The sequence below is a fragment of the Paenibacillus sp. A14 genome, from assembly GCF_036864815.1.
Taxonomy (GTDB): domain Bacteria; phylum Bacillota; class Bacilli; order Paenibacillales; family Paenibacillaceae; genus Fontibacillus; species Fontibacillus sanfengchensis.
In genome coordinates, this window is record NZ_JBAGJD010000004.1 from 435,618 (window position 1) to 448,012 (window position 12,395).

At 54.1% G+C, this 12,395-nt stretch carries 6 protein-coding genes; 3 read left to right on the plus strand and 3 right to left on the minus strand.

The genetic code is table 11. The features are described 5' to 3' along the window. Positions 1–12 precede the first annotated feature (12 nt). Entirely contained in the window at positions 13–846 is an 834-nt protein-coding gene (locus V4U88_RS13465) for a helix-turn-helix domain-containing protein (protein WP_334073765.1), read from the plus strand. A gap of 62 nt (positions 847–908) precedes the next feature. On the opposite strand, the gene V4U88_RS13470 is transcribed toward V4U88_RS13465, so the two are convergent. After that, complete coding sequence (locus V4U88_RS13470; protein WP_334073766.1) at positions 909–1,940, minus strand: LacI family DNA-binding transcriptional regulator; 1,032 nt, start codon at positions 1,938–1,940, stop codon at positions 909–911. Between the two features lie 280 nt (positions 1,941–2,220). On the opposite strand from V4U88_RS13470, the gene V4U88_RS13475 reads away from it, so the two are divergent. Beyond that, positions 2,221–3,273 carry a 2,3-butanediol dehydrogenase gene (locus tag V4U88_RS13475; protein WP_334073767.1) on the plus strand — a complete coding sequence of 351 codons (1,053 nt, stop codon included), beginning with the start codon at positions 2,221–2,223 and terminating at the stop codon, positions 3,271–3,273. A gap of 568 nt (positions 3,274–3,841) precedes the next feature. On the opposite strand, the gene V4U88_RS13480 is transcribed toward V4U88_RS13475, so the two are convergent. Beyond that, positions 3,842–4,732, minus strand: a complete 891-nt coding sequence (locus tag V4U88_RS13480) for a GNAT family N-acetyltransferase (protein ID WP_334073768.1) — start codon at positions 4,730–4,732, stop codon at positions 3,842–3,844. 154 nt (positions 4,733–4,886) lie between these two features. Further along, the gene (locus V4U88_RS13485; protein ID WP_334073769.1) at positions 4,887–5,702 is read right to left on the minus strand and encodes a MerR family transcriptional regulator; all 816 of its coding nucleotides are present in this window, start codon (positions 5,700–5,702) and stop codon (positions 4,887–4,889) included. 434 nt (positions 5,703–6,136) lie between these two features. Between V4U88_RS13485 and V4U88_RS13490 the strand changes: the two genes are divergently transcribed. Then, positions 6,137–12,298, plus strand: coding sequence for an S-layer homology domain-containing protein (locus tag V4U88_RS13490; RefSeq protein WP_334073770.1), 6,162 nt, complete (start codon positions 6,137–6,139; stop codon positions 12,296–12,298). The last annotated feature ends 97 nt before the right edge of the window (positions 12,299–12,395 follow it).

The window sequence follows — 12,395 nt, forward strand, 5'->3', positions numbered from 1 at the left end:
CGTGAAGCGATAATGAAAGAGAAGCTGGCTAGGAACATAAGCTACTACCGGAAGGAGAGGGGGCTCACGCAGGAAGAGCTGGCCCAAAGATTGGGCATCTCGTTCCAGGCCGTATCCAAATGGGAAAATGCCCAGACGATGCCGGACCTTGCCTTGCTGCCCGAGCTGTCGAGAAATTTGCGGGTCAGCGTTGACAAGCTTCTGGGCTATGTGCCTCAGGAGAGCACGATCACGATTTATGAGGAGGAGTACCGGAAAAAGCAGTCTTATTACTGGGGGACCGAGCCCAATAAAGCATGCTATGAGGTATTAAAAATCATGCCGCCCACCCGGCCGCTTAAACTGCTGGATATCGGCTGCGGAGAGGGCAAGGATGCGGTTTTCTTTGCCCGCAACGGGTATGACGTAAGCGCGTTCGACGTTACGGATGCAGGCATCGGGAAGACGAAGAGCCTGGCCGAACAAACCGGTGTTCAGGTCCATGTTTTTAAAGCGGATATTTCGGATTTCCGGCTCGACACTCATTTTGACATTTTATATTCCAGCGGAGTGCTGCATTATATCAAACCGGAGCTGCGAAACGAAATTTTTGCAAACTATAAACAATTTACCCGGCCCGACGGACTCCATGTTTTTAACGTCTTCGTAAACAAGCCTTTCATCGCGCCACCGCCCGAAAAAGAGCCCTACGCCTATCCCTGGCATTCCGGCGAGCTGCTCGGACATTACCATGATTGGCTCCTCGTCGAGAGTACCGAGGTCGTCTTCGATTGCAATTCGTCGGGCATTCCGCATCAGCACGCGATGACCAAAATGATAGCCCGGAGAATGGAGCCGCTGGTTTGAAGCCAAACAAGACTATGCTGCGGTTGACAATGTACCCTGCATAGTCTTTTTTTGCCTAAGTTTCAGGACTCCTTCCGCGAATATTGGTTCATGCTGACACTGGATTCTCTTACGATCAACCGCGGCTCGAATTCCACCCGTTCGTAATCCAAGGGATGCGCGGACTGGATGCGTTTCAGCAGCAGCTCCGCGGCAAGACGTCCCACCTCATTGCCCATAATCGACACCGAGGTGATTTGCGGTGTGGTGACGGCCGTCCACAAATTGTTGTCGATTCCGGCGACGGCCACATCCTCAGGAACCCGGACCCCCAACTCCTTGAACCGGTTCACAATCCCGATCGCCACCATATCATTCACCGCGTATATGGCATCCGGCATATGCTTCAGACTATAGAAATAATCGGCCGCCTGTCGTCCCGTTTCAAACGAAAAATCTTCACCAAAAAACACCAGAGAAGCATCCACTTGTCTCAATGACTGCTCATACGCCAGATAACGCTCTTCGATCTTGTCCTTGGGAGCGCCGGCATAAGCGATTCTTGTCCTCCCGATCTGCAGCAAATGCTCCATCACCAGCTTTCCTTCCTGACGGGCCAGTCCTACGATGTCCGCTTTCAGGTCGGAGCTAAGCTTTTTCCCGTAGTTGATGACAGATACGGGGATTCCGCACTGGTTGATCAAGTTCTCCAGCGTCTTCGGGTAAGCAAGCGGGAATAGGACCAAACCGTCCACATGCAGCTTCTTAACCTCCCGCAATATTTCAAGCTCAAGCCGGGCATTGCCCAGCGTATTAATCTGCACTACCCGGTACCCGTGCTGCTTGGCCGCCTGTTCTACAGACCATGCGATATCGGGAATGATCGCATTGCGGATATCGGGAACCGCCAGCGCAATCTGGCGGGTTTGGCGAATCTTCAGGCTCTGCGCCGAGGTATTCGGAACGAAGCCCATCTCTTCGATCACCTGCATGATGCGCGCTTTGGTCTTCGCGCTGATTCCCCCGCTATCATTAAGCGCCCTGGATACGGTGGCTATGCCGACCCCAGCTTGCTTCGCAACATCCTCAATCGTCACCTTTTTTCTGTACGCCATTCGAGTTTACCCCCTTCTATATAGGAATCGTTTCCGAGAATCAGCGAAAATTTTCACTCTTTAATTGCATTATAACATGTAATAGGCACCCCATTCATTGATGCTGTTAAATCAAATTACATTCATCACATATTACAGACAGAATCATTTGACAATATGTCAGATATGTGACAATATATACATCGGAAACGTTTCCCGAATTATTTTATATTTTAACTCTTTAAGCTTTTGAATTTGTGGCTTTTTCATTTTTTTCGTTTAAGACAGGGAGATGAGCTTTATGAAGGCATTGAGATGGCACGGAGTAAAAGACCTGCGGGTTGACAACATTGAAGAACCGACTGCCCTTAAAGGGAAAGTTAAAATAAAAGTGGAATGGTGCGGTATTTGCGGCAGCGATTTGCACGAGTATGCGGCCGGTCCGATTTTCATTTCACAAAACAGTCCGCACCCGCTCACAAATGAGAAGGCGCCTGTTGTCATGGGTCATGAATTTTCCGGACAGGTTGTTGAAGTCGGCGAGGGCGTGACGAAGTTTAAGGCGGGCGACCGTGTTGTGGTGGAGCCGATTTTTGCCTGCGGCAAATGTACGGCTTGCAGACAGGGCAAATATAATCTGTGCGAGCAAATGGGCTTCCTCGGACTGGCCGGAGGCGGCGGCGGTTTCTCCGAATATGTCGCTGCGGACGAGCATATGGTTCATAAAATCCCGGACAGCGTATCCTTCGAGCAGGGCGCTCTTGTGGAGCCTTCCGCCGTTGCGCTGTACGCCGTTCGCCAAAGCCAGTTCAAAGTCGGCGACCGTGCGGTAGTGTTCGGCGCGGGCCCGATCGGCTTGCTTGTCATCGAAGCCCTCAAAGCTTCCGGCGCAGCGGAAATCTATGCGGTGGAGCTGTCGGCAGAACGCAGAAATAAAGCGGAAGAACTGGGAGCCATCGGTTTGAACCCGGCGGATGTGGATGTTGTCAAAGAAATTCACCGTTTGACGGATGGCGGAGCGGATGTTGCCTTTGAGGTAACCGGCGTACCGGTCGTGCTGACTCAAGCCATTGAGTCCACGAAGCTGAGCGGCCAGATCATGATCGTCAGCATCTTCGAGAAGGAAGCCCCTATTCATCCGAACCGGATTGTTATGCAGGAACGCAACATTGCCGGAATTATCGGCTACCGTGATGTTTTCCCCGCTGTAATCAGCCTGATGAATCAAGGCTACTTCTCTGCCGAGAAGCTGGTCACCAAACGGATCGGACTGAACGAGATTGTGGAGCAGGGCTTTGAAGCCTTGCTGAAAGAGAAAAATCAGGTTAAAATCCTCGTTTCGCCAAATCTCTAATATTGTGAATACAGCAGCCGGTCAGGGGCATTCCTGTCCGGCTCTTTTTGTATGGCAAGTCATTTTCTGATATAGAGGAGTTTCGTCCGTTTCAAAATGAAGATATGCCCTTGCTCGGCGAGCTGTACCAAGCCGTAATGGAGAAGAACAAGGATGCCGTCTTTTAGTGGGTCGGCGATGAGGACAATTGGGAAAACGTATATTGCGCTTGCTTCCGCGCTTTCCCTGTACGAGTCCGTTGGCTTCAGGGCGGCGAAGGAGGAGAGACGGTACTGTTGCAGCTTTCTTAAGCAAATGATAGCTGCCTCCAGCTCATTCTTTTGGTGAAAAATTACCGGGAATTCTGCCCGTTAATTTGGTGCCTATGCGGCGGCAGAGATGAATTACCAGGAAAATCTCCCGCTAATTCGTCAGAAATGGCGGATATCGGCGGCCTGGCCGCGAAATAGATGGAGAATTTCCTGCTAAATTTGATCCATAGGCAAAAAGCGGGAAATTAACGGGAGGTTTTCCCGGTAATAAAGCGTAAGGGTTTCCCTAGGGCATAAATAACCTTTTGGGACACCTTCTATTTCTTTTTCCATAAGGTGGCCGAAGCATAAGGCCGAAAGCCGATTCTGTAGTAAAACGGCTGCGAGGAACCCACGACCGCTTTTTTGGCCCCGAGCCGGTGAACCCGGCGGATGCCTTCCAACACGACGGCCTTCCCCAGCCCCCTGTTTCGATATTCGGGATCGGTTGCGACGGGCTCGACGACGGCATATCCCGCCAGCGGGTCGTACCACATGCCGCAGTAAGCGGCGAAGTTCCCGTCCGGAGCGACAGCCGCCACTTTCAGGCTCAGATTCACATGCGGTCTCAGCATTTCCGTGCGTAAAGCCTGCTCGGTTTCCGGCGCAAACCGGAATTCGCCCTCCCCGTTTGCCTCGTGATTGAAGCCTTTCCACAAGACGCGTCCGTATTGATAAAGGTCCGGACATTCCTCCATACTCGTAATTGAGAATCCTTCGGGTAGTTCATAGGGGTAGGGTGTTTTTTCCGGGTAAAAAACGGAGTCGGCTTCTCGATGTTCCGAGGCGGTATAGCCGAGAGCCGCGGCGATGTCCTGAAAATCCGTGTCGGTATCCGCGATGGCAATGGAAAATTCCCCTTGCCTGGAAAGGTGTTGCTCCGCATATTGCAGCATGTCTTTCTTCAAATGGGCATAGGCCGGCATGGCCATGCAATAAGCGGTTCCCAATTGGCCGTCGAAAGTCGCTACGCCTACGAGCCTGCCTTGGTCCTCCCATAGGCCAATCTTGCCCACCGCGTTTTTATCCAGAGATGTATGCGTGGCCATCCAGTCCCATCTGGCATAGGTGAACTCACCCAGCCCCAGGGCAACCAAAAGAGCCCTTACTTTATAATAATCTTCGGAAATCCCCGCTGTTTTGTTGTAACCTTGAAATCGGATCGCCATTCCAATAGTTCCCCCATCTCTTTGGATGCGTTTTTATCCATTATAGGGCGCTTCGGCGGTTATCCATATCCCTACTTTGGTTAGAATCGTTCTTTACCGAAGGAAAAAGGCCTGGAAAACGATCCAGACCTTAGGTTCCCGCAGAAAGGGAGTATTATTTTTTTGTCACCGGTGCTTGGATCTCGGTCAGATAGCCGGCAGGATCCTCTCCGGTCCACGGCCCTTTGTGGTAAATAGCCCGATGCGGACCGCTCCAGCGGTAACCGTTGGAGTCCAGCCATACGCCCAAGGCATGATATGCCGCCGACATTTGCTCGAAAGGGCCGTGATGAAGGATGCAAGCCATTTCGGATACGGGCTCGAGCTCTCTTATCTTAATGCGGTCCGATTCGGCCGCTTGGCCTTGAAAGCACATCGTGACTTCCACATCGACATCCCGTTCTTTATACCCCTCATCGTAATATACCGCGTAGCATGGGGCGGCCACCTTAATATGATGCTCCTGAACAAACTCGCCCAGCTCGTTCCATAACGTTCCCTCTGCGTTATAAGCGGGGAGGGTGTCTCTTAGCGCAAGGACTTTATATGCGGGAATCTGTTTGACAGTAACTTCATAATTCATATACATATCCTCCTTGTTGATTTGGTTGATCAGAAACTCGACGCGCCGCAGCTTCGTGTGTTCGCTCTCGATGACTTCCGTAATTTGGCGTTTTCGGTTTTCCAACAGGCTGAGCAATTGCCCGGCATTCAGATCCTGGTGCATTAAGCCGGAAATTTCCGCGAGGGAGAATCCCATTTCCTTCAACACCTGTATCCGGTTGGCCCGGGGAATCTGCTCGACCGAGTAATAACGGTATCCCGTAACCGCATCCGTCGATCCCGGCTTTAGAAGACCGATTTCGTCGTAATGCCGCAGCATTCTCACCGAGACTCTGACCAGTTTGGAAAAATCACCGATTTTAAACATAGGGCCTCCTCATATTTCGTTGATCCGGATCGTAATTTATCATAGACCCTCTCATAATGTGAGAGTCAATACACAATTCGGCTGAAAACTTCTAACGGAAGCCATAGCCGCTATTTAGCGAGAAAACTTTGATTTCCAAATCTAACGGACGCAGCAGCCTCTATTTCGTTAAAAACCAGGCGATTCGGTCGTCATTAAGCTAAATAACGGCGCTCATGACCGTTAGATTTCAGTAAAGGCGATGGATCTCGGAATAGCGGCTATCACAGCCGTTAGACTTTCAACAGAGAGGGGGAATCGAGCCGGAAATCTCTTAACAAAGTCTGCCACTCTATTTAATCTCTTATTTACGTTTTACAAGTAAGATGTTCTTTATGTCATCGTCCCTGAGTTGATTAGGGGCGGAAAAACCGACAGGGAGGATATCGGACAAAATGAGAAGGTTTAGGCGACAGATCAACGCAGTTTTTGTATTTTTTCTACTGCTATCACAACTGCAGCCGTTAAGCGGCGCCAATGCGGCTTTCGGTGAGCCGCAGGCGGCCGGTTACGGTCAGCTTATCGATACAAGGCGGGCGGAGCTTGCGCCGGAAGCCGTTTACACCTGGATGGACATCCAGGATGACCGCGGCCGGCAGAAAATCCACGCCGTCGAGTTTAATCCGGCCCATCCCGGTCTGGAACTGCAAGCCGGTACAAAAGACGGCAAAGTGTACGGGATGAAGCCCCTCACGGAGATGGCCGCTTATGCGGACAAACCGGGAAACCGGGTCGTTGCGGGGATCAACGGCGATTTTTATGAAATTTCCGGGATGGCTACCGGTGTGCCGAATGGTCTGTTTGTGGATGACGGCATCATTCTAAACAGCGGCGGCTCTTCCTACGCGTTTGGGCTTACGGATGAAGGACGCTCGTTATACGGAAAGCCGGTTCTGGAGAAAACCGTGGCGATCGGCGGGCAAAAAACGAATTTGACCAGCATTAACCGTTATCGGAGCGAGAATCAACTCGTTCTGTTTACGCCGGATTATGCGGGTTCCACGAAAACACCGGCTACAGGTGATGAGTTTGTATTGGATATCTTGGAAGGCGACGTTAAGAGCGGACAAACCCTGAAGCTGAAGGTAGCCGAAGTCCGGCTAAACCAGGGAGATACACCGCTGAAGGAAGGACAAGTGGTGCTGTCGTCGTCCGGGGATTTCCGCACGGTGACCCAGGAACTGAAAGTAGGGGAGGAGTTGACCGCGGGCTTCGCGCTCGACGGAGCATGGAATGAGGCGGAGCTCATTATCAGCGGACAAGGGCCGCTGGTGGAGGAAGGCGTCGTTCGAAGCGGAGTGGGTCCTGCCGGCGTACACCCGAGAACAGCGATCGGCACAAAGGCCGACGGCAGCGTTGTACTTTTTGAAGTTGACGGGCGCGCGCCCGGGTTCAGCGAAGGCATGGAAACCGAGGAACTGGCCGCGGCCATGCAGTCCATGGGCATCGTTAACGCCATGAATCTGGACGGCGGCGGTTCTTCCACGTTGGTGGCCCGGATGCCGGGCACGTCGGACGTCAAGATGATGAACCGGGGTTCCGACGGTTATGAGCGTAAAATCGGGAACGGCCTGCTGCTGGTTAATACGGCTCCCGAGCTGTCCACCGCCGCAAGCCTGGCGGTTCAGCCCAATGCGGAACGAATTCTAGCGGGAGCTTCGGTCAGCTTCCGGGCGGCCGGTGTAGATGCCAACGGCCATCCCGCTCCTGTTGGAGAGCAGGTGTTCTGGCAGGCCGATCCGGGACTTGGCAGCATTGATACAAACGGCCTGTTTACAGCGGGGCCGGCCGCCGGAACCGGACGCGTTCAGGCAGCAGCCGGATTGGCTGCAGGCAGCGCGGAAATCGAAGTGGTGGACCAACTGACCCGCCTGGAATTTCCGGATACGATCAAAACGTATACGAACGGCGAAAAGGTCGTTTTATCCGTAAAAGCACTGCGTAACGGTCAAACGATTCAGGCCAGCAACGAGAACTTCGTATGGCGGGTCGAGGGGAATATTGGCACTGTCGATGAGCACGGCGTCTTTACGGCGACAAATGAGAACGGTGCGCACGGTAAGATATATGCCGCCTATAAGGATGTAGAGGCCTCCTTCGAAGTCAATGTCGGGCTGCCTCCGGTTATGCTGGAGGATTTTGAGAATGGCCTCGGAAACTACACGGCGACTTCCGTGAAGGCTAACTCCGCCTCCATTTCCGAAGTGACCGATCTGGATTATGTGCGCGGAGGGAGCAGAGCGACTAAGCTGGAGTATGATTTTACAGGTACGACAGGCACCTCGGGGGCCTATTTGACCGCAGCCTCCACGGAGCAGCACATTCAGATTCCCGGGTACCCGGAAAAAATCGGCATGTGGGTCTATGGCGACGGGCAGAAGCATTGGCTGCGCGGCCAGCTTCGGGACGGAAACAAGGCCGCGATCCCGCTGGATTTTACCGATCAAACTACGGGCGTCGATTGGACCGGATGGAAATATGTCGAGGCGGTAGTGCCAAAAGGTAAGGCCGCATCGTTGACGATGGATCTGCCGGTCAGATATATGGAAACCAAAAATACCAACAAAACCGCGGGTGCGCTGTATATCGACGACATTCGGGCGATCTACGGACCTTTGGAAGAAGACCGGACGCCTCCGGTTTTCAAACAAAGCTACCCCGGGGACAATGAAGTGGTGAAGACGGGGACCCCGAACATTTCCGTTACCGCGGAAGATGCGGGCTATGATCCCCTAAAGCACCCGGGCACTACGTTGATCGACCCGGCGACGATCCGCGTCTATGTGGACGATCAGCAAGTGGAGTACGGGTTCTATCCGCCGAAAGGGCAGATTTCCTATCAACCGAAAACACCGCTAGCGGAAGGAAGGCATAAGGTTAAGGTAGCCGTCCGCGATTTGAGCGGAAACCAGAGCATCAAGGAGTGGTATTTTACCGTAAACCTGGGTTCTCCGTTCTATGTATACGATACTCCCGATACGTTGTACGCGGGCAAAACCTATACGCTGGATATTTATGCGGAAAGGGCCGCGGAGTTGAAGGAGGGGCATGTCGCTTTCAAGTTTGACCCGGCGGCTGTATCGAATCTGGCAGTCGTGCGCGGCGGAAAAGTAAGCGATGGACAATTGAACTCGACCGTGGACGACCAGGGCATCGTCAAACTGGAGCTGCATAATCTCCATGAAGCGAAGCTGGGAGACCAGGACCTTATCGGTCAAATCCGCTACACCGTAAGGGGCGATTACGTCGGCCCCCATACGCTCGAGGAAGCAGCCGGACAACTGGCCAAGCTGCTGAAGATCGGCTTCCATGAAGGCTCGGTCACTTCCACCAAGGGATCGGGGCAGCCGGTTACTTATTTAAGCGCGGACGTGGAGGCTGCCGTGCAGGCGGAGCTTGGTCTGACATGGAACACTTATGAAGTTGCCAAGGGGTACGAGGCTTCTTTTACGGTGAGGGAGGCGAATGGAGCCGCCGCGGGAGGTGCAAGGCTGCTTCTGAACGGGGTGGAAGTACCTGATGCGGTCGCGGATGCGGCCGGTGTCGTCAAGACGGACAAGGTTACGCAAAACCCGGGGACTTTCCACATTCAGGCGGTAAAAGGGGACAACTACAGTCCGCTGATGATTTTCAAGGTGGCCGATCATGCGGGTTCGGCGGTACCGCGTAACATCAACGTTACGATGGGTTCGGACGCCGCGACGTCGCGGCAGTTCACCTGGCATACGGACCCGGCTACGGCGGATACGGTGGTAGAGTGGGTGAAACGCTCGGAATTTACCGATTTCTCGGCAGGGAACGTAACCCGTATTCATGGCGGCAGCACCCTGTATAATACGAACAACGACGGCACACTCCGCGTGCACAAGGCGGAAGTCCAGGGACTGGAGCCGGATACCGAGTATGTGTATCGCGTCGGGGACGGCGAAGCAAATATGAGTTCGGCGGGGATGTTCCGCACCAGTGGCCTGACGGGAGAAACTGTGAAGTTCCTCTTCATCGGCGATTCACAGGCCGGGGATAAAGCCGGTTTTGACCAATGGGGGAACACGCTGGGCAAAGCGGTGGAGGATATGCCGGATGCCGACTTGCTGGTGCATGCCGGTGATATGGTCGACAAAGGCTTCGAACAGGAGCAGTGGGACTGGTGGTTTGAGGCGGCCCGTCAGGAGTTGATGCAGACGACCCTCGTTCCGGTTATCGGCAATCACGAGGTGATGGGGAACAATGGCAACGGCGACTATCTCGCCCAGTTCCATAATCCGCAGAATGGACCGGCCGGGACGCGGGGATCGAGCTTCTCGTTCGATATCAACAACACACACTTCGTTGTCCTGAATACGGAAGGATCGGCCGAAAGCTTCGAAGAGCAGGCCCGCTGGCTGGACAAGGATCTGGCGGGTACGGACCGCAAATGGAAGGTGTTGTTCTTTCACCAGGGTCCTTACGGAAGCATCTATGCCAATGAACGGGTGCAAAAGATGTGGGTGCCGGTTTTCGACAAACATCAAGTGGATCTGGTGTTGAATGGGCATGATCATATTTACATGCGCAGCTTCCCGATGAAAAACGGCGAAATCGTTCCGGTAGGCCAGGGAACCAGATATGTTATCGGCGGTTCCTCCGGGCCGAAGTTTTACTCGTTGACGGAGCGGTTCTGGCAGGAAAAAATTTACGACGAGGACAAACATATCTTTACGGGCGTCGAGATTCACGGCGACACGATTACCGTTACGGCCAAGACGTTGGACGGTACGGCAATTGATGTGTTGACCTTGGATAAGACAGCGCCATCGCTTCAATCGATTGAAATCCAAGGAAAGCTGCAGCTTGCTCCGGGAGAAAGCGATCAACCCGTGGTAGAAGGCGTATCCTCTTCGGGAGCGCGGATGATTCTCAATGAAGGTATCGCGTATACCAGCAGCGAAGAGTCGATTGCTTCTATCGACGCAGACGGAACGATTACGGCGCTGGCGGAAGGGATGACGGTGATTTCCGCCACTTATGAAGGTTTGACCGATTCCTATAATCTGAAGGTTACTTTGGATGCGCCAACGATGAGCGGAGTGGCCCTTCGCGGGCCGAAGGATCTCAAGCTGGGAGAAACCGGCAGGGCTGTGACCGAGGCGGTTTACAGCGACGGCTCACGCTTTTCTTTGCCGGAAGGAGTTATTTACAACACCTCGAACAGTTCCGTGGCAACGATCGACTCCGCAGGCACGCTGCGGGCCGTGGGCGAGGGAATCTCCGTGATCAGCGCGGTGTATCAGAACTGGTCGGACGCGTATGAACTGACCGTCACCACGGGTGTGACTCCGACACCGAACCCGAATCCGACCCCGGATCCGGACCGGGATTCCGATGATTCGGACTCGGTAGATACAACGCCACAACCGGTTACACCGCCAGCAACGGTTCAAACGCCGGGCGAGCTTGTCATTGGCGAGAAACAACTGCTTAACCGCGGGGCTGACGGAGCCGTATCGGTAGATACGAAGGGAGAACTCCGGAAGGTTGTTCTGCCGGGCAACGCCGCCGAACTGCTCAAAGAGGCGCCGCTGCGGATCCGGTCGGAGGAGATGCAACTGGAGATTCCGGCAGCCGTACTCGGCCAGCTTGCGGCTCAACGGCCGGCGGGTACGGCGGCAGGTTCTTCGATCATCCTGTCGGCGGAACCGGCGGGGGATGCACGGAATTGGCTGGACAGCGCAAGTACCCGTTCGGGGGCAACTCTCTCGGCGGTCGGCGCGGTGTTGACATTGTCGATGGAGCTGAAAGATTCAGCGAATCGGACGATTGCTTCAAATGGCGCACTGACCCAACCCATAAAGGTTTCCTTCCCTGTAGCTGCGGAGGAGGATCGCGATTTAATCGGCATATATCTGACCGGCGAAGACGGGGCCTTGCAGTACGCAGGCGGGAAATGGGAGGGTGACCGAATTACGGCCGAAATTCATCAATTCGGAACGCTGGCCGTAGTGAAATACGACAAATCTTTTTCCGATCTGTCTTCAAGCCATTGGGCGGAGCGGACCGTGAAAAAACTCGCGGCCAGACTGCTCGTGGAAGGCGTGTCTGCCGACCGGTTTGAACCGGACAGACAGGTCACCCGGGCCGAATTTACGGCCATGCTCGTCCGGGCCTTGGGGCTTGAGGACGGCCAGACTGCTGCACCTGCCTTCGCCGATGTTGAAGCGGGAAGCTGGTACGCCGAGGCTTTGGCGCTGGCTAGCCAGGCTGGGCTGATTCAAGGAACGGGCGAGGCGGAGTTCCATCCGGATCGGGCCATCACCCGTCAGGAAATGGCGGTGATGCTGGTACGTGCTTACGCCAAGGCGGCGGGAGACGGCGCGATATCCGCAGCGTCGGTAAGCCCATTCTCCGACTTGGGCGGCTCACCGGCCTGGGCTCGCACCGCCGCGGACCAAGCCAGCGGGCTGGGTCTGATGAAAGGGCGGGAACAAGGGCAATTCCATCCGTCCGCGAACGGTACCCGTGCCGAGAGTGCGCAAATGCTGCTCAATCTGATTGAAAGACTGGAGCAGCGGCCAAAATAAGAAAAAAGGCAGGACCGCCGGGGAGTGGTGGTCCTGCCTTCTGCTATTCCTGCCAATCTGCAGGCTTTTTTTCTGCGAATAAACATATGGTAAGTCA

Coding starts and splice junctions, on each gene's coding strand:
- V4U88_RS13475 (WP_334073767.1), top strand. CDS start 2,221: ATGAAGGCATTGAGATGGCACGGAGTAAAAGACCTGCGGGTTGACAAC.
- V4U88_RS13485 (WP_334073769.1), bottom strand. CDS start 5,702: ATGTTTAAAATCGGTGATTTTTCCAAACTGGTCAGAGTCTCGGTGAGA.
- V4U88_RS13465 (WP_334073765.1), top strand. CDS start 13: ATGAAAGAGAAGCTGGCTAGGAACATAAGCTACTACCGGAAGGAGAGG.
- V4U88_RS13480 (WP_334073768.1), bottom strand. CDS start 4,732: ATGGCGATCCGATTTCAAGGTTACAACAAAACAGCGGGGATTTCCGAA.
- V4U88_RS13470 (WP_334073766.1), bottom strand. CDS start 1,940: ATGGCGTACAGAAAAAAGGTGACGATTGAGGATGTTGCGAAGCAAGCT.
- V4U88_RS13490 (WP_334073770.1), top strand. CDS start 6,137: ATGAGAAGGTTTAGGCGACAGATCAACGCAGTTTTTGTATTTTTTCTA.